At 61.9% G+C, this 23,433-nt stretch carries 21 protein-coding genes, 1 pseudogene and 1 riboswitch; of the genes and pseudogenes, 13 read left to right on the forward strand and 9 right to left on the reverse strand.

Features of this window, described 5'->3' with window-relative positions:
- Positions 1–4 precede the first annotated feature (4 nt).
- Positions 5–301 carry a co-chaperone GroES gene (gene groES / locus O7B34_RS05335; protein ID WP_006203049.1) on the reverse strand — a complete coding sequence of 99 codons (297 nt, stop codon included), beginning with the start codon at positions 299–301 and terminating at the stop codon, positions 5–7.
- Between the two features lie 385 nt (positions 302–686).
- Positions 687–1,313, reverse strand: a complete 627-nt coding sequence (locus tag O7B34_RS05340; RefSeq protein ID WP_337145202.1) for a TetR family transcriptional regulator — start codon at positions 1,311–1,313, stop codon at positions 687–689.
- A 123-nt stretch (positions 1,314–1,436) separates the two neighbouring features.
- Between O7B34_RS05340 and O7B34_RS05345 the strand changes: the two genes are divergently transcribed.
- From O7B34_RS05345 to O7B34_RS05360, 4 genes are all read left to right on the forward strand, one after another.
- The gene (locus O7B34_RS05345; protein ID WP_337145203.1) at positions 1,437–2,624 is read left to right on the forward strand and encodes an MFS transporter; all 1,188 of its coding nucleotides are present in this window, start codon (positions 1,437–1,439) and stop codon (positions 2,622–2,624) included.
- Between the two features lie 5 nt (positions 2,625–2,629).
- The gene (locus tag O7B34_RS05350; RefSeq protein WP_337145621.1) at positions 2,630–3,910 is read left to right on the forward strand and encodes a D-arabinono-1,4-lactone oxidase; all 1,281 of its coding nucleotides are present in this window, start codon (positions 2,630–2,632) and stop codon (positions 3,908–3,910) included.
- Positions 3,907–5,052, forward strand: coding sequence for an alanine racemase (locus O7B34_RS05355; protein WP_337145204.1), 1,146 nt, complete (start codon positions 3,907–3,909; stop codon positions 5,050–5,052). Before O7B34_RS05350 ends, O7B34_RS05355 begins: the two co-directional genes overlap by 4 nt.
- A 73-nt stretch (positions 5,053–5,125) precedes the next feature.
- Entirely contained in the window at positions 5,126–6,076 is a 951-nt protein-coding gene (locus tag O7B34_RS05360; RefSeq protein WP_337145205.1) for a bifunctional helix-turn-helix transcriptional regulator/GNAT family N-acetyltransferase, read from the forward strand.
- A 7-nt stretch (positions 6,077–6,083) separates the two neighbouring features.
- Here the strand turns inward: O7B34_RS05360 and O7B34_RS05365 are convergent, their stop codons facing one another.
- On the reverse strand, positions 6,084–6,917 hold the full coding sequence (locus tag O7B34_RS05365; protein WP_337145206.1) for an AraC family transcriptional regulator: 834 nt from the start codon (positions 6,915–6,917) through the stop codon (positions 6,084–6,086).
- Positions 6,918–7,140: 223 nt separating this feature from the next.
- On the opposite strand from O7B34_RS05365, the gene O7B34_RS05370 reads away from it, so the two are divergent.
- Together O7B34_RS05370 and O7B34_RS05375 are read left to right on the forward strand one after the other, a co-directional pair.
- Entirely contained in the window at positions 7,141–8,526 is a 1,386-nt protein-coding gene (locus tag O7B34_RS05370) for a hypothetical protein (protein WP_337145207.1), read from the forward strand.
- Positions 8,527–8,657: 131 nt separating this feature from the next.
- Complete coding sequence (locus O7B34_RS05375; protein WP_337145208.1) at positions 8,658–11,210, forward strand: hypothetical protein; 2,553 nt, start codon at positions 8,658–8,660, stop codon at positions 11,208–11,210.
- A gap of 8 nt (positions 11,211–11,218) precedes the next feature.
- Here O7B34_RS05375 and O7B34_RS05380 read toward each other — a convergent pair.
- The 6 genes and pseudogenes from O7B34_RS05380 to O7B34_RS05405 all read right to left on the reverse strand — a co-directional run.
- Positions 11,219–11,401: pseudogene (locus O7B34_RS05380) on the reverse strand (AraC family transcriptional regulator); the annotation flags it as partial.
- 190 nt (positions 11,402–11,591) lie between these two features.
- Positions 11,592–12,644: an ABC transporter permease gene (locus tag O7B34_RS05385; protein WP_337109063.1), complete on the reverse strand. Its 1,053-nt coding sequence runs from the start codon at positions 12,642–12,644 to the stop codon at positions 11,592–11,594.
- Positions 12,641–13,438: an ATP-binding cassette domain-containing protein gene (locus tag O7B34_RS05390; protein ID WP_337145209.1), complete on the reverse strand. Its 798-nt coding sequence runs from the start codon at positions 13,436–13,438 to the stop codon at positions 12,641–12,643. Before O7B34_RS05390 ends, O7B34_RS05385 begins: the two co-directional genes overlap by 4 nt.
- 86 nt (positions 13,439–13,524) lie before the next feature.
- Positions 13,525–14,538, reverse strand: a complete 1,014-nt coding sequence (locus O7B34_RS05395) for a substrate-binding domain-containing protein (protein ID WP_337145210.1) — start codon at positions 14,536–14,538, stop codon at positions 13,525–13,527.
- A 97-nt stretch (positions 14,539–14,635) separates the two neighbouring features.
- A complete protein-coding gene (locus O7B34_RS05400; protein WP_337145211.1) occupies positions 14,636–15,544 on the reverse strand; it encodes a sugar phosphate isomerase/epimerase family protein in 909 nt (302 codons plus the stop codon).
- Positions 15,541–16,572: a Gfo/Idh/MocA family protein gene (locus tag O7B34_RS05405; RefSeq protein WP_337145212.1), complete on the reverse strand. Its 1,032-nt coding sequence runs from the start codon at positions 16,570–16,572 to the stop codon at positions 15,541–15,543. Before O7B34_RS05405 ends, O7B34_RS05400 begins: the two co-directional genes overlap by 4 nt.
- Positions 16,573–16,766: 194 nt before the next feature.
- Between O7B34_RS05405 and O7B34_RS05410 the strand changes: the two genes are divergently transcribed.
- The 7 genes from O7B34_RS05410 (at position 16,767) to O7B34_RS05440 (ending at position 23,206) form a co-directional block, all read left to right on the forward strand.
- The gene (locus tag O7B34_RS05410; RefSeq protein ID WP_337145213.1) at positions 16,767–17,792 is read left to right on the forward strand and encodes a LacI family DNA-binding transcriptional regulator; all 1,026 of its coding nucleotides are present in this window, start codon (positions 16,767–16,769) and stop codon (positions 17,790–17,792) included.
- A gap of 62 nt (positions 17,793–17,854) precedes the next feature.
- Positions 17,855–18,062, forward strand: a riboswitch (cobalamin riboswitch).
- 141 nt (positions 18,063–18,203) lie between these two features.
- The gene (locus O7B34_RS05415) at positions 18,204–18,566 is read left to right on the forward strand and encodes a DUF1636 family protein (RefSeq protein WP_337145214.1); all 363 of its coding nucleotides are present in this window, start codon (positions 18,204–18,206) and stop codon (positions 18,564–18,566) included.
- A complete protein-coding gene (locus O7B34_RS05420; protein WP_337145215.1) occupies positions 18,563–19,351 on the forward strand; it encodes an ABC transporter ATP-binding protein in 789 nt (262 codons plus the stop codon). The genes O7B34_RS05415 and O7B34_RS05420 overlap by 4 nt, the downstream gene beginning before the upstream one ends.
- Before the next feature lie 46 nt (positions 19,352–19,397).
- Positions 19,398–20,345 carry an ABC transporter substrate-binding protein gene (locus O7B34_RS05425; RefSeq protein WP_337145216.1) on the forward strand — a complete coding sequence of 316 codons (948 nt, stop codon included), beginning with the start codon at positions 19,398–19,400 and terminating at the stop codon, positions 20,343–20,345.
- Positions 20,345–21,394 (forward strand): FecCD family ABC transporter permease, encoded by a 1,050-nt coding sequence (locus O7B34_RS05430; RefSeq protein WP_337145217.1) that lies wholly within the window; start codon positions 20,345–20,347, stop codon positions 21,392–21,394. Before O7B34_RS05425 ends, O7B34_RS05430 begins: the two co-directional genes overlap by 1 nt.
- 157 nt (positions 21,395–21,551) lie before the next feature.
- Positions 21,552–22,031, forward strand: a complete 480-nt coding sequence (locus O7B34_RS05435; RefSeq protein WP_140507352.1) for a MarR family winged helix-turn-helix transcriptional regulator — start codon at positions 21,552–21,554, stop codon at positions 22,029–22,031.
- Positions 22,028–23,206 carry an HlyD family secretion protein gene (locus tag O7B34_RS05440; protein WP_337145218.1) on the forward strand — a complete coding sequence of 393 codons (1,179 nt, stop codon included), beginning with the start codon at positions 22,028–22,030 and terminating at the stop codon, positions 23,204–23,206. Before O7B34_RS05435 ends, O7B34_RS05440 begins: the two co-directional genes overlap by 4 nt.
- The last annotated feature ends 227 nt before the right edge of the window (positions 23,207–23,433 follow it).

Below are 23,433 nucleotides of genomic sequence, written 5' to 3' on the forward strand. Positions count from 1 at the left end.
ATGATCAGCCGATGATGCCCATGATGTCGGATTCCTTCATGATCAGAAGGTCTTCGCCATTGAGCTTGACTTCGGTGCCCGACCACTTGCCGAACAGGATGCGGTCGCCGGCCTTGACGTCCAGCGGGACCAGCTTGCCAGCTTCGTCACGAGCGCCGGAACCGACGGCGATGATCTCGCCTTCCTGCGGCTTTTCCTTTGCCGTATCCGGGATGATGATCCCGCCGGCGGTCTTGGATTCGGATTCGACCCGGCGAACGACCACGCGGTCATGAAGCGGGCGGAACTTCGACTTTGCCATTTTTTCTTCCTCGAATGAGAACGGTGAGAACAGTTCCTCCGTCCGGCGATACCGGACACGTGGTTAGCACTCACCAATGGCGAGTGCTAACGTGGCGCTGAAATAGGCCGCCGACCTGCGAGAGTCAAGGCACGCGGGAACCGGCAATCGCGCGAAATTTTGCTCTTGCGGCATCGTCGCGAAGAATGCGGCGGGTACCGGCCGCAAAAGCGAAGAATTTCATTAGGTCGTTCAGCGCCTCGGCGACCGCAGTACCAGAAGCGGGCACGTTTCCGCGATCGTCTTTACTGGAATTGCATGGTCGGGGGCGCGGCCTGTCGCGGTCATGGCGACGCGCCATTTGAGTTCGTGGAAAGTGGAGACACCGCCGGAAAGCGCAAGCGCGTCAGAGAAACAACCGCAACTGTGTGTGGATGATCGACCGGTAATCCTCGATCGTGCGCCGGCTTTCCGCTTCGCCCTGCGCAAGCGCCAGGCGCACGACGCCGCCGGCGAGCTGGAAGATCAGCAGGACCATGCGTTCGAACTGCTCGTGCTTTTCCGGCTCGAGCAAGGCGATGACATGGTCGCAGAACATCTTGGCCTGATGCCGGGTTTCGGCGATGTCGAGATTCTTGAGCGCCTTGTCGGCCTGGATGGCGTTCTGCAGATCCTGGATGGCCGGATCGCCGGCGACACGGCTGAGGTAGTCGTCAAGCAGCCGGTCGGCCGCGGCGATGACGTCCTTGGCTTCGCGGACATCGGCGATAATCGCCGCCAGGCGCGCCCGGCTGACCTCGGAAAACCGCTCATAAAGCATCGCCAGGATCGCCGACTTGTTGGGGAAGTAGTGATAGACGGTGGCGATCGGCCCGCCCGCCAGCATGCCGACCTCCTTCATGGTGACGGCGTCGATGCCCTTCTCGCCGATCAGCCGCATGGTCGTCGACAGAATGGCGTCGATGCGCTCGCGGCTGCGCTCCTGCTTGGGCCTGCGCCTGGGCTCGGTGGCCGTTCGACTTGCTTCCGTCATGCACCGATCTTTCGCACGGGTTCCCAAATTCCGGTTGACAAGAAATATGATCAAGTATCAGGTTCTGAATGCTGACAGAGTGTCAGCTTTTCTGCCGCGCGGCAAGGACGTTGGGAGGCGCCTTTGACTTCGACAAGCACCGGTCTTCAGGGCGATGGCGACTGGCTGGTTGGCAACCCGACAAGCGGGCAGCTTGCCTCGGCCTTGTGGATCGGGTCGGTCGGCCTGCTCATCCTCGGCCTGCAGCCCGTCCTGCTCGGCGCCCTCTACACCGAGGGCCATGTCAGCGGCGACGAACTGGCACTGGTCGCCACCGCCGAGATGATCGCCATCGCGATTGGCTCCGCGATCGTCGCGATGCTGCTTTCCGCCCGCAATATGCGCTGGAAAAGCGCGGTCCTCCTGCTGCTGCTGGCGGTGACGAATGTCTGGACGGCCTATGCCGCCGGGGCCAACACGCTGATGGCGGCGCGCGCGCTGGCCGGTCTTGCCGAAGGCGGCCTTGTCGCGGTCGCCACCGAACTGATCGCCCGTTCGCGGCGCGCCGAACGCATCGGCGGCTATTTCGTCACCATGCAGACGCTGGCGCAATGCGCTCTTGCCCTGCTGCTGGCGCTCTATGTCATCCCCGCCGCCGGATCGGCGGGTGGCTTCCTCGTTCTCGCGATCGTCTGCGTCCTGTCGCTCGTCGTCGCCTTTATGGTCCCCGCCGACTATGCCGACCTGCCGAAGCAAGAAAACCTCGCCAATGTGCTGACGGTTCCTTCGGTCACCGCGCTGCTGTCGGTCTTCTGCTACTTCATGTTCTTCGGCGCCGTCTGGGCCTTTCTGGAGCCGCTCGGCGCCCAATTCGGCATCGATGGCCGCACCATCGGCCTGATCGTCTCGGCCAGCCTCGCGGCGCAGGTCCTGGGCGCGATGACGGCGACCGTGTTCGAGGCGCGCATCGACTATCGCGTTGCCATCGTGGCGATCGGCATCGTCGCGCTCGTCGCCTCGCTCGTGCTTGCCAGCGGACCTGGCCTCACGACATTCTGGGTCGCCGCCCTGGTCATGGGTTTTATCCTGCTCTTCATCGTGCCCTACCAGATCCGGCTGGCGATCACCGCCGACGAGACACGCACCGCCGTGCTGCTGGTACCCGCCGCCCAGCTTCTCGGCCTGGCGATCGGGCCGGTCGCGGCGTCGCTGCTCATCGACGGCAAGGATTTTCGCCCGGTTCCGGAATTCGCCGCCGCAAGCGCTGTCGCCAGCGTGGCGCTGCTCGGTCTGTTTGTCCTCGTGGCGCGGCGTCGCCGGGTTGTTGCGTGAGCACCGTGTCGAACAGCTGGACCAACTGGTCGGGCTTTGTCACCGCCGAGCCGCGGCTGCTTGCCAGCCCCGCCGACGCCGGCGAACTCTGCGATCTCATTCGCACCGCACCCGGTCCGGTCCGCGTCGTCGGCGCCGGTCACTCCTTCACGCCGCTGGTGAAGTCGCAAGGCACCATCCTGTCGCTGGAGAAGCTGGAAGGGCTGGTCTCGCATGATGCGAAAAAACATCAGGCGCGCGTACGGGCAGGGACGCGGCTTGGTTCGCTCATGCACATCCTGCAAGGCATCGGCCAGGGCCTGCCCAACATGGGCGACATCGACCGCCAGGCCATAGGCGGCGCGCTTGGCACGGCTACCCATGGCTCGGGGCCGACGCTCGGTGCCTATCACACGCAGCTGGAAACGGTGCAGATCGTCGACGGGCTTGGCAAGGTCCGCGAATTCAAGCGGGAACGGGATCAGGAGACGATCCATGCCATCGGCGTCGCCCTTGGTGCCTTCGGTGTGCTCAGCGAAGTGACGCTGAACAACATCGCGAGCTACCGCCTGCGCCGCCGCAAATGGGTGCTGCCGATCGTCGACATGCTGCGCGATTTCGAGACGGTGATGGCCGCGCATCGTTCGGCTGAATTCTATTACATTCCCTTCTCCGGCTACGCCCAGTTCATCGCCAGCGACTTCAGCGCCGAAGCCACGACGGTGCGCCCGACCGACGATGATGAGGGCTCGTTGCGCACGTTGCGCCGCTTGCGCACCGGGCTTGCCTGGCTGCCGGCGCTGCGCCGCCGGCTGATCCTCGGCGCCGTCGCCAAGGTGCCGGCCGAGGATTATGTGCAGGACTGGCTCAACGTCTATGCCAGCGACCGGCAGACCAGGTTCAACGAAATGGAATATCACCTTCCCTTCGAGGAGGGGGCCAAAGCGCTGGCCGAGATCATCGAAATGACCGAGAAGCATTTTCCGGAAGTCTATTTCCCGATGGAGGTGCGGTCGGTGGCATCAGACGAATTCTGGCTCTCGCCCTTTCACAAAAGGCTCACCTGTTCCATCGCCATCCACCACGACGCGGCGAACGATCCGCTGCCGTTCATGCGCGCGGCCGAGCCGATCTTCCGCAGATATGGCGGCAGGCCGCACTGGGGCAAGATGCACGGCCTGAAAGCGGCCGACCTGAAAAAGCTCTATCCGCGCTGGGACGATGCGATGGCGGTGCGCCGCGACATCGATCCGCAGAACCGTTTCGTCTCGCCCTACATGGCCGGCTTGTTCGGCATCGGACAATGAAGGCTTATTTCGCCACGCTTTCGGATGCGCTGAAGCAGGCGGGCATCTTCCAACCCTGCCTGCTGCTCGATCTCGACCGGCTGGATGGCAACATCGCCCTGGTGAAGGAGAGGCTTGATGCCAGCCTTGCCGTACGGCTGGTCGACAAGTCGCTCGCTTGCCTGCCGCTGCTCTCCCATGTCGGCAAGGCGCTTGGAACCCAACGCTTCATGACCTTCCATCCGCCGATCAGCGAGGCGGTGCTGAGCGCGTTTCCGGATGCGGATCTGCTGTACGGCAAACCGATGCCGGTTGGCGCGGCAAGGGCGGCGCTTTCCAGAGGCGATGTGGCCTGGTCGCGCGTCTGCTGGCTGATCGATACACAGGAGAGGCTGGCGGAATATGGCGCGCTCGCAGCCGAGTTCGGCGTCGAGCTGCGCATTGCTTTCGAAATCGATGTCGGACTGCATCGCGGCGGCTTTGCCGAACCGGAGGCTCTGTCGCGGGCGCTGAAGGCGCTGCCGGCCCACAAAGGGCTGCGCTGCGAAGGCGTCATGGCCTATGAGGCGCATGCGCCGCACATACCCGCCCTGTTCGGCGGGCCGGCCAAGGCGTTGGCGCAAGCCTCGCAACGGGCCGCCGCTTTCGTCGCGCGCCTCGGTATGGACCAGCGCCACATCTTGAACATTGGTGGCAGCAAGACCGCGCTGCTTCATCATGGCGGCGCTGCCAATGAAGTGTCGATCGGGTCGGCCTTCGTGCTGCCCGGCGATTTCGACACGCCAGGCCTCGATGGCTTCCGGCCGGCGGCCTTCATCGCGACGCCGATCCTGAAAGTGGTCGAGCCGATGCTGCCCGGCCCACCTGCGGTCTCGCGTCTGCTCCAGGCGCTCGGCCGGTTTCCGCGCAGGGGCTGCTATCTCTATGGCGGCAAATGGATGGCCGAACCGGTGTTTCCCGAAGGCCTGACGACGAACGGCCTGCTTGGCCTGTCCTCCAACCAGCAATTCATGGGCCTGCCCGCCGGGGCCGTCGTCAGGCCAGGCGACTACGCGTTCCTGCGACCGACGCAGAGCGAAGCCGTTATGCAGCAGCTCGGGCCGATCGCGGTGCTTTCCGGTGGCAGGATCGTCGACCGCTGGCCGGTGCTGCCGATGATGTAAGTGTCCGGGTCATCTCCTGATAGTTGACTTAGTCAAGTAAATGATTGATCCTGTGCCAGCAGGAGATCACCCGATGACAATCCACCATCAACCCGACAAGGCTGCACCCAGCAAAAACCTGATCGATGCGGTGCGGGCCTTCAACCGCTTCTATACCCGTCAGATCGAACTGCTCGACGAAGGGCTGCTGAAGAGCGCCTTCTCGCTGACCGAGGCGCGCGTGCTCTACGAGTTGGCGCATCGTGACGGACTGACCGCGACCGACCTCGGGCGCGATCTTGGCCTCGACGCCGGCTATGTCAGCCGTTTGCTGAAGAAGTTCGAGCGCCTTCATCTCATCTCCAGGGTCACCCTGGTTTCGGACGCGCGGCAATCGTCGATCGCGCTGACGCCGGCGGGCAGGAACGCGTTCGCACCGCTGAACAAGGATTCGCACGACCAGGTTGCGGCGCTGCTCGACCGGCTGCCGGCGTCGGAGCAGGACCGGCTGGTCAATTCCATGCGCATTGTTCAGAACCTGCTCGGCGACAGACCCGAACCCAAGGTGCCCTACATCATGCGGCCGTTGCAGGTCGGCGACATCGGCTGGATCATCCGCCGGCAAGGGATGCTCTACGCGCAGGACTATGGCTGGGACGAAACCTATGAGGCGCTGGTCGCCGAAATCCTCGCGAATTTCGTAAAATCCTTCGATCCGAAATGGGAGCGAGGCTGGATTGCCGAGCGGGAAGGCGAGGTCGTCGGCTCGGTCTTCGTCGTGCGCAAGTCGGACCAGGTGGCCAAGCTGCGGCTGCTCTATGTCGAACCTTCGGCGCGCGGCCTCGGCATCGGCAAGCGCCTGGTCGACGAGTGCATCGGCTTTGCCCGCGCCAGGGGATACAGGACGCTGACCCTATGGACCAACGACATTTTGACCGCGGCCCGGCACATTTATCAGGCGGCCGGTTTCAAGCTGATCGAAGAAGAGCCCCACCATTCCTTCGGCAAGGATCTGGTTGGACAGAACTGGGATCTGGAACTGTAGCGGCGCGTCATGCCTTGACCGGCACCCAGATCTCCAGCCCGCCATTACCTGTGCGTGCATCGAATTCGGGCCCATAGCGCTCGAATTCCGGCGCGTCGGCGATTTCGTGGCCGGAGGCCGGCAGCCAGCTGTTCCAGATCGTGTTGATCGTACGCCGGATGGTCGAGATGTGCTCGCCATGCGTGAAAACGGCGTATTTCCGCGCCGGAACCCGCACCCGGTAGAATTCCTTCGGCAGATCCGCGAAGTCGCGCACTTCGACGCCGACGACATAGTCGAAATTGCCGGCATCGTCGCCATTGAGGCAGACACCATAGAAAACGCCGGCGACTTCGCCGGGTATGTTGCCGATGTAAGGGCTGAAACGCTGCCACTGCATCGGAATGCCGGCGCTCGATTCGCAGCTGTAGCGCTCGCCGAAGCCGGCGATGAGGAAGGGGCGGCTGGTCTCGAAGCGCGGTGGTTCGAGGCTGGCGAGCAGGGTGTGGTCCATCAGGATAGGCTCCACGAGATCAAGGGTCTTGGTCGAACCTTGCGCGCGCACCAGTTCCGGCGTGGTGCCGAACTGGTCGCGGAAGGCACGGGTGAAAGCCTCATGCGAGTTGTAGCCGGCGTCGAGCGCGACGCACAGGATGTCGGGCGCCCCGCCGGCCAGCCTGCGCGCCGCCTCGGTCAGCCGGCGCGAGCGCATGTAACCCATCACTGAGCGGCCAGTGGCGGCGCCGAAGGCGCGCGTCACATGAAAGCGCGACACGCCGCTGCTTTGGGCGACGTCGTCGAGCGTAACGGCTTCCGGCAGATGGCTTTCGACAAACCATAGCGCTTTCTCGGTCGGGTTCATGGGCTCCTCGCATGTGGCTGGCCGACCCTAGCGGCCGCGCCGACTGCCAGTTTGATCGAAATTGCGCGCTGGGCGAAATTGATCGGCACGGGGTCGCGATCTCGGCATCTTTCAACCCCGAAAAGCCCGTGGAGAGGATGCCGACTCTTTATGTCGGGGCGTTACGCATTTATCCAGAGAATCTAGTGGAAATATTCACCTCCGACCGAGCAACGGAGGACAAGTGTCCAGCGATCGCTATAGTGACCGAATGGCATACGATTTCTCACGATTCTCGACACAGTCGTTCGAGCGGCTCATCCAAGCGCTGGCAGCAGCCGCTGTTGGCGCCACAATCCAAATCTACGGGGCAGGCAAAGACGGTGCTCGTGAAGCGACTTACACTGGACGGTGTGCAATTGGTAACAAGGAATGGGATGGTTACGTCGTATTCCAAGCAAAGTACCACCAAATAAATGAGTCGACTGCAAAAAATGCTTCTTGGCTAATCAGCCAGATTGACCAGGAAATGGCCAAGTTCTCTGACCCTAAAAGAGCTCTAAAGAGACCAGACTATTACGTCATTGCGTCGAATGTACGACTAAGCGGCGCTGCAGCCGATCGATCTGGCAAAGGACAGGGAGGGATTGATAAGGTTTACAAGCACTTACAGGAATGGTCGAAGAAGCTTGGAATTAAGGGCTTCGTCATTTGGCATCTGGATACGATAAGTACATTGCTGGATGTTCACCCAAACGTGCGAACTTTATTTGAGTTCTGGGTTCAACCCGGTGATGTTCTTGCATCCATATTGCGCAACCTTGCGGGGCCGAAGCATGAGGACGTGCTTTCGAGGTATCTACGAAACAGTCTCAGGCAATCCCGAGAGATAAAAACGCGAGATATTGGGCAGGCAATCGGCAGGACAGTAATGCTTGAGGAAGTATTTGCCGATTTGCCAATTGACGAAGGGACATATGAACAAGTAACCGTTGATTTCGGGAGCGTTCGCATTGGCACCCAAGATCTCGACGAGGAATCGGATACGTCAGATGTAGATGATGAGATGGAGTTTGCGGACGATTCACCTTTTGATCATCCCAGAATCCTGGCGCAGCTTATGCGACGATCTGCTGATAAGTTCGATCCTCAATCTTGGCAATCGTTGGAAGATTTTGACGAGCATAATTGCCGCCGCAACGCGCCGCTTCCGAATCGGATTGTTCTCCTCGGTGGTCCTGGGCAGGGTAAGTCTACGATAGGTCAATTTATGGCGCAGCTTTGCCGGGCAAGATTGCTGCGTCAGATGCGACTAACGCAAACGCCTGAGATAAATAGCGCCATAGCGGCCATCCTTAAATGCGGTGCCACTGAAGGTATTTTCCTTGATGGACCGCTTCGATATCCGTTCCATATCGAACTGCCGCGTTTCGCTGATGCGCTAAGTGAGGCGCAAAAGGCAGATATCAGTCTTTCCATCGTCGCGTACATTGCAAAGCAGATTACGAAGCTTAGCGAAGTCCGCATAGAGAGTGACGATCTTCGAGAATGGCTAAGGATTATTCCGACGGTGATAATCCTTGATGGATTGGATGAGGTTCCGCACAGTGGAAATAGAGCGGAAGTATAGGCGCGATTGATGATTTACTTGATTCGTTACATGAAGTAAACGCAGACAGTCTGATATTCGCTACTAGTAGACCGCAGGGTTACCAAGAAGAGCTAACGCCGAAGCTGTGGACGCATTGGAGACTGGAGCTTTTGAGCCCTGCCGATTCAATAGAACTGGCCAAACGGGTCGCTCCGGTGTTGGTAACCGAAGATACCCGTCGCGAAGAAATCCTGTCGATACTTGCAGAGGCTGCAGAAGAAGAGACCACTGCGCCGTTAATGACAAGCCCACTACAGGTTATGTTGCTGTTTCAACTGGTATCAACGCACAATAATATCCCCAAAGATCGCTGGACCCTTTTTTACAGACACTACGAGACGCTGCGAGACCGTGAAATCGCGAAGGGAGGGCCAAGTGGAACCACCATTGGAAAGTTTAAGTCACAAATCGACCGAATTCACTACGATGCGGGCTACCTCCTGCATTTGCGTGCGGAGAGTGCTGGCGGTGCAAATGCCTATTTCACGGTAAATGAGTTTTCTAATCTGGTCAGAAATCAGCTGACAAGTGACGGCTTTGATGATGACAACGGTACATTGACGATAGAGATTGCAGGTCTTGCTACCAATAGGCTTGTGTTCCTACGCTCACAAATCGAAGGACAGATCGCCTTCGATGTCAGGTCACTGCAAGAATTCATGGCGGCCGCTCGGCTAACCACAAGCCCGGAAAGCAGCATCAAGGATCGTCTATTTGAGATTGCTGGCCGAGCTCATTGGCTCCATGTTTTTAAAATTGCTTGCAGCAAGATATTTGCTTCGACCGCCCACGAGGCGCTCCGCGAAGCGGTTATCGCTCTGCTAGACAGCCTAGACGCCGGTGATCGATCCCCCGATGACCGAATTGTCAAGACCGGTGCCAACTTGGCTCTTCAGTTGCTGGCGGATGGCGCGGCCGTAAGTCTTCCACTCTACCGAAAGAAACTTGTTTCGAGGGCGGTAAGGGTCCTTTCCGTGCCTCAACGAGCTATAATTTGGTCGTTGGCGCGCGTTTTGGATCTGAGTCAGAGCGCCATCCTAGAACCGATCTTTGTGGAGGCGATAAACAGCGGTGACGAAATTACTCGCCGAGCGACGCTTCGTCTTTTAGCGCTACTGAACCGTCAAGACAATGGGCGACATTTGGCGTGGATTGAGGCGCTTCTGCTCTCGTCTTGGCCTAAGACAAGCAGTGATGTCTTAGAAGTGTTTGATTCCGCGTCGTTTCTTTCCACTCATGAGAATATCGTTGCGCAGTTCAGAAAATCTCAATGGCAGATGACACCCAAGGAGGTGGCATCTTGGGTTGACAATCTTGGCGTCGGAGACTCAGAGGAACCCGCCCCCCCACCTGAAGTTCTTGTCTGTGGAGAGCTGCCACGGTTGCGGTCATGTAGGTTAATTGATGCGGAAGGAGCGTCGACTGATCTATCGGTTAAGTATTTCGGCATGAATTCGGCGATATCAATTGACACGGTACCTGATGATGCTCTGCCGATCTGGCACGTTGCCAAAGCCGCGGCCGACTTCGCTGATAGTCCATCAATCGGAAATGCCGCAGCGTTCATAGAGCAGATCATCGACCGGGATCAAATAGAGGCAACAAAGTCGCTGGCCCTTCCTTGGGTGCTTCAAGCCTTGGTGCTTCATATCGATGAAATCGAAGCGTTGCGGACCCGTAAGGATGAATTAGTGCGTGGTCGCCATGGGGACCCTTCAATGTGGCACGACACTGAACTCCGATGGCAAACCAAAGGCGTAACTCAACGAGAATTTTTCCCAACGAAAGGTGCAGGCGGGATTCCAAGCACATTGGTAAACGATGGGGCTGCACCCATGGTAGGTCGAGCAATCGAACGCTCAGGTAACAGCGCCCTCCCTGAACTGCTGGAATTGGCCAAGCGTAAACGTGGTGACAGCTGGGCTCTAAATACGCTGTTATTCTATTTTGTAAGGTGTGCGTCGGCGGTGGCCGATGAGGCGCTAATTGATTTTCTAAAGGAAATTCCATCGATAGGCGAGCCCACGTCACCTTGGTTGGCCGGGGCCTTTATCAAGGCGTTGCCCGATGCCGAGAATAGAGATGAGTTAATAGGTCATTTGCGGGGGTTGATGCCTATTAAGCGCTGGCTGATCAGTCGTAGCAGTGTAGCGTTAGATACTCTAGTTCGTATATTTGTGGCCGATCCCACTTTCCGGGAGGTCTTGCAGCCAATTGCTATGCTTGATCGCGCCTTTTATAGGGGCCAAAACACTAACAATCGGAAAATACCAAGCGCACTAATATACAATAGTGATAAAGACACTGGAGAAATTTCCTCAAGTATTGCTAGTATAGAATTATTGGAGGGACGATCCGTAAGAAGCCTATCAGAAAGTGTACGCATGTTAATGTCTTCTGAACAGCCACCAATCCAATGGTTCATTCATACGCTTTCGCGTAGCTCAGAAGAAGACCGGGAGCCAATCGTACTGGAAATTTCTCGTGAGATTCTTATTCGCAGACAAATCAGAGCCGCACAAATGGCGTACGAGAAATTGAGCAATTTCGTAGAAGCTCGGCCTGTGGACTTTACGAGAACATCGGAGGCAGAGCGGCTAAATCTTCCACAACATCTTTCACCGTCAATGCAAAACATACTTAGTGTTGCGCGCGTCGGCTAGAATGTTAGGCGCGCCGCTTCGCTCAAGCGGCGCGCCCGCATATAACCCATGACCGACCGGCCAGTGGCGGCGCCGAAGGCGCGCGTCACATGAAAGCGCGACACGCCGCTGCTTTGGGCGACGTCGTCGAGCGTAACGGCTTCCGGCAGATGGCTTTCGACAAACCATAGCGCTTTCTCGGTCGGGTTCATGGGTTCCTCGCATGTGGCGTCTTCACTCTGGCGCCTCGTTGCCCGGCCAGTTTGATCGAAATTGCGCATGGCGCAAATGGGCGATCGGGCCGCGCGGTCTCGTCCGCGCGGCCTGTCGTCTATTGGTTGGTGGCCCGGACGGCCGGAAAATTGCCGTTGAAGGGCCGACTGGTTCACAGGGCCGACTGGTTCAACGGTAGCGCGCCTGGTTCCATTTGTGGCCAAGCAGCGAAAGAATGATGATCAGCCCGTTGAAGAACTGGACGTAGAAGCCGCTCAGGCCAGCCGCCACGACGCCGGTTTGGATAAACGACACCGTGACGGCGCCGATCGCGCCGCCGGCCACGGTGCCGATGCCACCCCAGGTAGGCGTGCCGCCGACGAACACCGAGGCCAGCACCGGCAAGAGATAACCGTCGCCGGCGGTTGGCCACCAGGTGAAGTTGATCATTACGGAGAACGTGCCGGCGATCGCGGCCCCGATGCCGACGAAAACGAACACTTTCACCCGCACGCGCTTGACGTCGATGCCCATCTGCTGGGCACTGTCGGGATTGTCACCGACCACCTTCACCTGCGCGCCGAAGCGGTGGCGGTTGTAGAGCATCGCCGACAGCACGACGAAGGCGATGGCCCAGAAGATCTGCACCGGAATGCCCAGGAACTGGCTGGAGAAGATCCTGTAGGCCCAGCTGTCTGCAAGGCTGGTCAGCGAAGTCGATCTGCCCTCATTGATGATCTGGATCAGTCCGCGCAGCAGGAAATTCATGCCAAGCGTGGCGATCAGCGACGACAGCCCGCCATACACGACCAGCGACCCGACGAGGAAGCCGAGCAGCGTGCCGGTGACCAGCGCTGCCGCAATGCCGAGGAACGGATCGTAGCCGGCCTGCACCACCAGCGCGAAGACCCAGGAGGCAAAACCCATCGTCGCGGGAAACGACAGGTCGATCTCCCCGCAGGTGACGACGAAGACCAGTGGCACGACCACGAACAGCGCCACCGGCAGCGTGGTGAGCACGGCGCTGTAGAGATACCAGGTTGTGAAGACCGTCGGGTTGGCGATCATGAAGACCGCCATCATGACGATGAACACGGCGAGCGTGCCAAGCGACGCCCGATTGTCGAGGACGAAGCCGCGCAGCCAGTGATCGGACGGGTGCTTCCACTCGTTTTGGGAACTGCCTTGGCGCGAAATGCCGGCCGACGGCTCGTGCAGATCGGGCTCCATGGTCTTGCTCATCGTGCTCTCTGCTCCGCGTCGCCGGTGTCGTGCAGTCCGGCCAACCCGCCCGGATGCGCGACGTCTTCCATGAAGTTGATGAGGTCTTCGGCCGACTTGATTTCGCTGCGGTCGGCGGTGAGCGCAACCTTGCCGCGGTCGAGCACCACGAAACGGTCGGCGATGTCGAAAACGTGGTGGATGTTGTGGCCGATGAACAGGATCGAGCGGCCGCTCGCCCGCACCTGGCGCACGAAGTGGAAGACCTTGGCGGTCTCGGTCAGCGACAGCGCCGTCGTCGGCTCGTCGAGGACGATCAATTCCGCCTGCTTGTAGATGGCGCGCGCGATCGCCACGCCCTGGCGTTCGCCGCCCGACAGCTGGCCGACGATCGAGTGCGGCGTGAATACTTTCGAGGTGAAGCCGATCTCGCGCATCAGCCGACTTGCCTCTTCGATTTCCTTGCCGACCTTCAGCCAGCCGAGAAAACCGGTGAGTTCGCGGCCCATGAAGATGTTGCGCACGATCGTCTGCTGCACCGCCAGCGCCCGGTCCTGGAACACCGTCTCGATGCCGGCCTCTCGCGAACGTGCCGCATTCCATCCGGTCACCGGCTTGCCGCGGATGAGAATCTCCCCGCTCGTCGGCTTGACCACGCCGGATAGGATCTTGATCAGCGTCGACTTGCCGGCGCCGTTGTCGCCGATGAGGCCGACCACCTCGCCGCGGTCGACGCTGAGATTGACCCCGCCCAACGCATAGACGTGGCCGTAGGACTTAGCGATATCGCGCAGTTCTATGAGACGTTCGGCCATCGGGTCCTCGCTTGATTGTCTCGCACCAGCTTTCTCGCCAGCGGTCCCGCCGGCCGGGGCCTGATCCCGGCCGACGGCTTGGGAGGTCAGCGCAGCGCCTGCTTGGCGAGTTCTGCGACGATCTCGTAATTTTCGGGCGTGACGAAACCGGCGCCGGTGTCAACGTTCATCGGCGCCAGACCCAGCACCACTTGCTGGCACAGGCTGAGGATCGGCAGATAGCCCTGCAGGAATGGCTGCTGGTCGGCCGTCAGCTGCACCCAGCCGCCCTTGAAGCCCTCGACGATCTGCGGGCTGGTGTCGAAACCGAAGTTGAAGATATCGCCAGGCTTGCGGCCCGCCGCCTGCATGTAGGTGGGGACATTGCCGAGCATCTGTCCGCCGGGATAGCCCACCGCCTTGATATCCGGGTGATTGAGGAGCGCCGCCGTGATCACCGGAATGGCGAGGTTGGGGTCGGAAGCCCATTCGCCGCTTGGCGGCGAGGACAGCTGGATGACCTCGACGCCCGCTTCCTTCAGCGCCGCCACGGTGCCGCGCTCGCGCGCGCCGCGGTTCTCGTTCTCGAACGGGCCGATCATGATTGCCTTGTCGCCGGCCTTGAGCTTGCCGAGCTTGAACGCTTCGGCGCCGAGCGCGCGGCCCTGCTGTTCCTGCTGCGCGCCGACATAGCCGCCACCGAACGCCGCCGTCACCTTCGCCACCGGGACGTTCTGGTACATCATCTTGATGCCGTCCTTATGCGCCTCTTCGGCGAGCGGCATGATCGCGGCGTCGCCCGGATGGCCCATCATGGCGATGCCCTGGGGCTTGACCGCGACCGCTTCGCGCAATTGCTGCACCATCTTCTCCGCGTCCCACTGGGAGAAGATGTAGTCGACCTTGGGCCCGAGATCGGCCGCCGCCTGCTTGGCGCCATTATAGACGATGGTGCCGAAGGCGTCGCCCTCGGCGCCGCCGACGAAGAAGCGTATGTGGACGTCCTTGCACCATTGGCCGTCGAGCGCCTGTGCCGGCAAGGTGGAGATTGCGGCGGTAAGCGCCGTGGCGGCCGCCACCACGGTCGTCCGCAGAAGTGTCGTTCTGATCGCGATGCTCATGCACGTTCCTCCCATTGTTTCCCTCGTCAGCCGAGGGGCCTTTGAACGATTGCTTTGGCAGTACCACCTACGGCCGGCTCCTCCCGCCGGCCGGTCCTCACTCCGGATTTGGCAGGTAGCTCGCACCTCCCCGGCATAGCTTGAGATACTCCAGCGCGCGTGCCTGCCCCGTGATCTCGAGGTCGCCGCGATAGACCGGGTCGTGCCAGCCTTCGATGTCGATCGCGCCCTTGTATCCGGCCAGCCGCAATTCGCTGATCACCCGCGTCCAGTCGCTGTCGCCGAAGCCTGGCGTGCGCATCTGTACGAACGGCAGCCGGCCGAACACGCCGTGCTCGCGAATGACGTCCCAGCGCACCGTCGCGTCCTTGCCATGGACGTGGAAGATGCGCGGCGCCCATTTGCGGATCTGCGGCATCGGATCGATCAGATACACGAGCTGATGGCAAGGCTCCCATTCGAGGCCGAGATTGTCGTCAGGCAACTCGTTGAACATCAGCTCCCAGGCGTCTGGATTGTGGGCGATGTTCCAGTCACCACCAGCCCAGTTGCCGTCCATCGCACAGTTCTCGAAGGCGATGCGAACGCCCTTGTCGGCGGCGCGCCTGGCCAGCGGCCCCCACACCTCGCGAAAGCGCGGCAGGCTGTCTGTCAGCGGCTTGCCGCGGAGCCGGCCGGTAAAGCCGCAGACCATCGAGGCGCCGAACAAATGCGCATTGTCGATGACCGTCTCCCAGGCCTGGAGCACGCCACGGTCGACATCGCCGCCCTCCAGCGGATTGCCGAACACGCCGAGCGACGACACCGTGACATCGGCATCGCCGATCGCCTCGCGGATCTGGCCCGCCAACCGGGGCAGGTCCTTGCCGCCCAGTGTCTGCCAGAAGAAGGGCTGGATGCTCTCGAAGCCGAGCGGCAGAATTGCCTTGATATAGGCGGCCGGGTCGTCGAGGTTGGCCCGCACCATGGTGCCGATCCTGATGTCGAGGAGCGGGTTTGGCATCATTGTGCTTCCTTTGCGATCATCACGCGGCGTCCGGTTTCGGCGCTCTCGATGGCGCCAAAGACCATGGCCAGGCTCTTGATGTTGTCGGCGCCGCGCGTTTCCGGCTCGGTGCCGGTCTCGATGGCGCGCATGAAATCCCTGATGATGCCGAGATGGCCGTCGACGCGATCGCCGGGATCGAGCGCCGGCACCTCGATTGGCTGGATTTTGTCGAACATGCCGTCGCGGCCCGGCACCACCGCTTCCGCCTTCAACCCTTCATGGCCGTCCCAGATCAGGCTGCCGCGCTCGGCGACGATGCGCCAGCTGCCCTCCCAACTGGTGCGGAAGCCGGCCGCGCACCAGCTGCCCGCATAGGTGAAGACCTTGCCGCCGCCGAGATCGAAGACCGCGCTGGCCGACGAGCCCTGTCGGTACCAGGAATTGGCCGGTTCCCATTCCTGGCAATGGACGCCGGCCGGCTCGCCATTGACCATGTAACGGGCGGCGTCGAATGTGTGGATCGCCATGTCGAGCAGCAGCACATGGGCCATCTCCTCGCGAAAACCGCCGAAATGTGGCGCGACGAAAAAGTCGGCGTGGATGCTGGTCGGCTTGCCGATGGCGCCGGAGTCCAGAAATCTCCGGATGCGCCTGACATTGGCGACATAGCGGCGGTTCTGGACGACGGCATGGACGCGCCCGGCCTGGCGGGCGGCCTCGACGATGGCGCGGGCATTCTCCGGGCTATCGGCGAGCGGCTTTTCCGTCAGCAGATGGCAATGATGGGCAAAGGCGGAAAACGCAACGTCGCGCCGGGCGGCGGGAACCACCACATCGAAGACCGCTTGCGGTCGGGTCTGGTCGAGCACGGCGTCGAGACTGGTGCCGGTGACGGCACCATCAAGGTGGTATTCGCGAGCCCTGGCCTTCGCCCTGTCGGCATCGAGATCGACAAGGCCGACAATGGCGAGCCCGTCGATTTGCCGCGCGGCATCGAGCCAGGCCTTGCTCATCGCTCCGCAGCCGACCAGAACGGCATCGATCATCCAGCGCTCCTCCTCTCGGCCCCTCCAGGCCGATCGTCCCGGCGTTCACGGCGTCACCGTAAACGTTTTTCCGTAAACGTTTACGAGAACACACCCGAAGGCGTAGAATGTCAATCGGCCGCCCATGAAAATCGTCGTTGCGCCTTGGCCCGGGCGGCCACCGGTGCTAGCCAAGCAAGGGGGAGAACAGTCACTTGGCGTCCAGCATTCACGACCTTGCCCGTCACCTGAACATTTCGATTGGCACGGTGTCGCGCGCCCTCAACGGCCGCGCCGACGTCAATGCCGACACGCGCCAGCGCGTTCTCGAGGCGGCCAGGATGCTCAACTATTCGCCGAACCAGTCCGGTCGCAGTCTCAGGCAAGGCGCTACCCACTCGATCGCCTTCATGCTGCAGCCGCATCCGGGCGACCAGGAATACGGCGAGCCTTTCTTCATTCCGTTCCTGACTGGATTGCAGGGCCGGCTCGCCGAGAGCGGGCTGGATCTCATCGTGGTGATGGGCGCGCCGGGCGACTATCAGCAGGAGCGCCTGCGGCGTGTCGTGGAGACGCGCCGTGCCGACGCGGTGGTGCTGGCCTGGACGCGGCGCGAGGACGAGCGCATCGACTATCTGACCCAGGCCGGCTTCCCCTTCGCCACGCTCGGCCGCAGCCGCTCCGGCGGCAAGGCCTACCCCTCGCTCGATCTCGATTTCGAAAAAGCAGGCGCCGACGCGGTCGATCGGCTGGTGGCGCGCGGCCATCGCCGGATCGCCGCCATCCGCCCATCGCTCGATCTGAATTTCGGCTATCTGTTCCTCGACGGCTACCGCAAGGCCTTGCGCCGGCATGGCATCGCCGTCGATCCCGGCCTGATTGCCGACGGCTTCATCAACGAGGCCGGTGGCTACGAAGTGACACCCCAGGTGATGCGCCGCAAGGACCCGCCGACCGCCATCATCTTCAACAATGACGCAATGGCGCTTGGGGGCTGCAAGGCGCTGGCCGAGATGGGTATCAAGCCGGGTCACGACATGGCGGTGACCGTCATCGTCGATACGCCGCTCTGCCGCTATTTCTCGCCGGCGCTGACTGCTTTCCGCCCGGCGCTGCAGCCGATGGGACGGCGGCTCGCCGAAATGCTGCTGGCGTCGCTGCCGACTTTTGCGGGGGCCGCCGGGCCAAAGACCATCAGGGAGGTCTGGCCGCTGGAACTGATCGCCCGCGACAGCGATTGACCATTTGTTGGTTCTGTTATAACAAAACAAACGACTGCCTTGCCTCGCCGCCGCGCGCGGCCTAGGCTGCGACTCGTGAAGGTCCCCGAGCCGAAAGGCGAGGGGTGAAAAGGGAACGCGGTGAGATCCGATTTTGGGTCGAGGCCGCGGCTGCCCCCGCAACTGTAAGCGGCGAGCAAGATCCGTAACGCCACTGGCCGGCAAGGCTGGGAAGGCAGGATTGCGCAGAGACCCGTGAGCCAGGAGACCTGCCATCACTGAGTTGACCGGACGGGGTGTGCCGGGAGGAAACGTGGACATCGGTCTTGTCGGCCGGTCGACCAACATCCTTCCGTCGCCAGTTTTGAAAGTGACGGGAAGTTGGACGGCGCAATCGATCGTATTCCCCCCAGCCCCATGCACCAGATCATCGTGTGCACTCTTTGCCGCGACGTGCCGACCGGCGTCAGGTCGGGCGAAGGTTTGTGCACCGAGTTGCGCTCTCGTCTCTCGGCCCAGCCTGACGTGGCGCTTGGTTTCACGGTCGAGGGCGTGGCTTGCATGGCGGGTTGCGTGCGTCCCCTGGCGGTGGCTTTCCAGGCGCCCGGCAAGGCCGCCTATCTCTTCGGGTCGATCAATGCGCAGGCCGACGCTGCCGATCTCGTGCGGTTTGCCAGGCTTTACGCCTCGCTTCCCGACGGCTGGTGCAATTCCGGACAACGGCCGCCGCGCCTGGCCGGCAAGACGCTGGCTCGCATCCCGGGACCCGGCAAGCTGGCGGATGGCAATCGATGACAGCGCCGCTTCTCGATGCGCGCGACTTGGGCGCGACGGCGAATGGCCGGCATCTGGTCCGTGCGGTCAGCCTGTCGGTGACGTCAGGCGACCGCCTCGCCATCATTGGCCCCAACGGCGCCGGCAAGACCACGCTGCTGCGCATGTTGTCCGGCATGCTCAGGCCAAGCTCGGGGGAGGTGAAGCTTGGCGGGCGACGCTTGGACAGGATTTCACCCGCCGAGCGGGCCCTGCATATCGCCGTCGTGGGCCAGACAGACCAGCCGGACCCACGGCTGGCGGTGATCGACTATGTCGAGCTTGGCCGCGTCCCGCATGCCGGCCTGAGGCGCCGCGGCGAGGAACGCGACATTGTCGTGGATGCGCTGCACCGGACCGGCCTGTTGCCGCTGCTCGGCCGGGCCATCGGCTCGCTGTCTGGTGGCGAACGCCAACGCGCCCAGCTAGCACGCGCCATCGCGCAGAAGCCCAAAATCCTGTTCCTCGACGAGCCGACCAACCACCTCGATCCGCGCGCCCGCGCGGAACTGCTCGAACTGGTGGCCGGCTTCGGCATGACCGTGATCGCGGTGCTGCACGATCTGACGCTGGTGGCACCCTTCGCCACCAAGGTGGCGGTGATGAACGAGGCCCGGCTGCATGCGCTGGCGCCGCCGCACGAGGCGCTGACGCAACAGCTGATCCGCGAGATTTTCGGCATCGACGTGTTTCGCCTGCGCCATCCCACCGAGGACCGCGAACTGACGGTGTTCGAGCTTCCGAACCGCGCCGCACCGCCGTCCTGACCAAATCCATCCTTATCCGACACGGTTCAACCAAGGAGCAAAGTCCGTGAAACGCCTCGCCCTGTCCCTCGTCTTCTCGCTGCTGGCCTCGATGGCCTTTGCCTTCCCCGTGACCGTCGACAGCTGCGGCAAGCCGCTGACCTTCGACGCGCCGCCAAAGCGCGCCGTCATCCATGATCTCAACATGGCCGAGATGGTCTTCGCGCTGAATCTGCAGCCGTCGATTGTCGGCCTGACCGGTATCACCGGATGGTATAAAGTCGGCCCCGAATTCAAGGCAGAGCAGGGTTCCATTCCCGAACTGGCACCGAAATATCCGACGCTGGAGAATCTCCTCGCCGTCGAGCCCGACTTCTTCTTCGCCGGCTGGTACTACGGCATGAAGCCTGGCGGCGACGTGACCCCCGACACGCTCGCTCCGCACGGCATCAAGACGCTGGTGCTGACCGAAAGCTGCGTCCATCTCGACAGGAGCCGCCCGGCCGCCTCCATGGACCTGCTCTATGGCGACATCGAAAAGCTGGGCAAGATCTTCGGCAAGGAAGCAGAAGCGGAGAAGCTTGTCTCCGGCTGGAAGGCGCAACTCGCCGATATCGTCGCCAAGGTCGGCAGCGCCAAGGGAACACGCGTGTTCCTTTACGATTCCGGCGAGGACAAGCCGTTTACCGCGGGAAAGTTCGCCATCCCCAGCGCCATGATATCGGCGGCCGGCGGCGACAACATCATGGCCGACATGGACACGAGCTGGGGCAACACGGACTGGGAGACGGTGGCGGCGCGCAATCCGCAGTTCCTCATCCTGCTCGATTATCAGGACGGCGGCGGTTACAGGAAACTGCTCGATTTCCTGAAGGCGCACCCGGCGATGAAAGAGACGGACGCGGTCAGGAACGAGCGCTTCGTGGCGCTTCGTTACGCCGAGCTGACGCCAGGACCGGCGAACATCGACGCCATCGGCAAGATCGCCAGGGCGATGCATCCGGAAGCGTTCTGATGGCTCTCGCCCGGGAGCACAAATCCGGCGCGCTTTCAGGGCACAAGGCCTTCACGCTGGCCATGACGGCGGGCGCGGTGGCGCTCGTCGCGCTGGCGCTGCTGTCGATCGCCTACGGCTCGACGCTGATACCTCTAGCCGATGTCGTCGCCGCCCTTGGCCGTTCCATCGGGCTGGATGAACCTCAGATATCGGGTCCGGTCGGCAGGATCGTCGTCGACCTGCGGCTGCCGCGCACGATCCTGGCGATCTGTGTCGGCGGCGGGCTGGGCATCGTCGGCGCGCTTTTGCAGACGGTGACCCGCAACGACCTTGCCGACCCCTTCCTGTTTGGCCTGTCGTCGGGAGCCGCCGCCGGCGCGGTTTCCGTCATCACCGTCCTCGGCGACAGTTTCGGCATCTGGACCTTGCCTATAGCTGCGTTCACCGGCGGCATACTCGCCGCTTCCATCGTGCTCTTGCTGGTGGCGCGGGTGAGGGGGCAAGGTCCGGAGCGGCTGATTCTCGCCGGCCTTGCCGTCTCCTTCATGTTCACGGCCTTGACCAATTATCTGGTTTTTGCCGGCGACCAACGCGCGGCCCATTCGGTGCTGTTCTGGACCATGGGCGGGCTCGGGCTGGCGCGCTGGGACAATGTGTGGCTGGGTGCGGTGGGTGCTGGCACGATCGCGGCCTACGGGCTGTGGAACCACCGCAAGCTGGACGCTTTCCTGGCCGGCGAAAGCGCTGCCGAAAGCCTCGGCGTGCCGGTGGCCCGCATGCGCAGGACGACATTTCTCGTGGCCGCCTTCTCGACGGCAATCCTCGTCTCGGTCGCCGGTGTCATCGGCTTTGTCGGATTGATGATCCCGCATCTGTCGCGGCCGCTGGCCGGTTCCCTGCATCTGCGCCTGATCGCAAGCTGCGCGCTGTTCGGGGCGGTGCTCCTGCTGGCAAGCGATCTTCTGGCCCGGACCCTGCTGCCGCCGCAGGAACTGCCGATCGGCATCATCACCAGCTCGCTCGGCGCATTCTTCGTTGTCACCATGGTTGTCCGAAACCGCCTTTGAAGACGGCGCCTTGTTGCCTTCCGGGCGCTGTTGCGCACGGGCACGCGTTCACCTGTCGCTAACCAGGATCGGGTTGCAAGCCTGCCATGCGCATTTTGCCACTTTCATCGCGATCTGGCATCTTGAATAGTAAGCACGCTTATTATATATACCGCTCATGGTTTCAGATGGCATCGACAGATTGGGATTTTTGATCCACGACGTGCAGCGCCTGATGCGCAAGCGCTTTGAGGCGCGCGCCAGCGGGCTCGGCCTGTCTTCGGCGCAATGGCGGCTTCTGGTCCGCGTTGCCAAGGAGGCGGGCGTTGCACAGGCGCGGCTCGCCGAACTGCTCGAAATCGAGCCGATCAGCGTCTCACGCCTGGTCGACCGGATGGAGGAGGGCGGCTGGATCGAACGCCGCTCCGACGCGGCGGACCGGCGCGTGCGCATGATCTTCCCAACCGAGAAGGCGAACGCGGCCTATGCGGACGTCAAGAGCCTTGCTGGCGAAGTCTATGAGGAATCGCTCAGCGGCGTTTCGCCGGAAGACCGGCGCGTCCTGATCCGGGCGCTGGATGTAATCGTACAAAATCTGACGGACAGCGAAGCTTCGTCGCTTGAAAAGATCAAGAGTGCGGAAGGTGCGACAGCATGAACGCGGTAGCTAAAGTAGAAGAAAACGCTCCCAAGGTGGAGATGGAAGCGCCGGCCCAGCCGGCTGCCGCCCCTGTCGCGGTCGCTCCTCTCGTGCAGCCGGCGCCGGCGCCGAAGAAGAAGCGCCGCATTGGTCGCTTCTTCTTGATGTTCGCCTTGCCGGCGGCATTGATCGTCGGCGGCGGCTATGTCTGGGTGACGGGCGGGCGCTACCAGGAAACGGACAACGCCAATCTGCAGCAGGCCAAGGTGTCGATCGCCTCCGACACGGCTGGTCGTATCGTCCAGGTCGCCATATCGGACAATCAGACGGTGAAGCAGGGCGATCTCCTGTTCGCCATCGATCCCGAGCCCTACCGCATCGCGCTTGCCCAGGCCGATGCCGCTGTGGCTGCCGCGCGCCTCAATGTCGAGCAGTTGCGCGCCGCCTACGGCCAGGCGATGGCGCAGGAGAAATCCGCCAGCAGCGAAGTTGCCTATGCGCAGTCGCAATATGACCGCGCCGCCGATCTTGCTCAGAAAGGGATCAATGCCAAGTCTTCGCTGGACGAAGCCAGGAATGATCTCGACAAGGCCAAGCAGCAGCTCGCCGTTGCCGAACAGGGCATCGTCAGCGCCAAGGCGGCGCTTGGCGGTAATCCCGATATCGAGACAGACAAGCATCCGACCGTGATGTCGGCACTCGCCGCGCGCGACAAGGCTGCCTATGACCTGGCGCAGACCACGGTGAAGGCGCCTGCCGATGGTCTTGTCTATCAAGCCGCGTCCTTCAAGGTTGGCCAGTATGTCGGCTCCGGCACACCGTTGTTTGCGCTGGTCGAGACCGGCGACAGCTGGATCGACGCCAATTTCAAGGAAACCCAACTGACCAACATGAAGCCGGGTCAGAAGGCGGAGATCGTGGTCGATACCTATCCGGGCAGGACCTTCGAGGCGACCGTCAAGGCTATCGGTGCCGGCACCGGCGCGGACTTCTCGCTGCTGCCGGCCCAGAACGCCACGGGCAACTGGGTCAAGGTCACCCAGCGTATTCCGGTACGGCTGGAACTGACCGATCCCGATGCCAAGATGGCGCTGCGTACCGGCATGAGCGCCTCCGTCACCGTCGACACCGGCGTGGCACGTGGCTGGCCGTCGATCTTCGGTCACGCCACGGCCGGCGAGCCCGCGCAGTAAGTCAGCGGAAGCCCGCGGGGCCAGGCGGGTGGAAGCGAGTTGCAGGATTGGACAGATGGGAGGGGGTGGGAAGGATCAGCGTTTGGGCAGAGCCGGGTCGCGGTCAGGCCGAAGCTGAAATCTCCGACACGGACCCGTCGGTCCTCAGGTTTCCGGGCGGCATGCATCCGCTCATCAGAGACTTTCAGTCGATGTAACCCCCACATCGATAATCGCGTCCCACCGCG

Source organism: Mesorhizobium sp. Cs1299R1N3 (assembly GCF_037179625.1).
GTDB classification, from domain to species: domain Bacteria; phylum Pseudomonadota; class Alphaproteobacteria; order Rhizobiales; family Rhizobiaceae; genus Mesorhizobium; species Mesorhizobium salmacidum.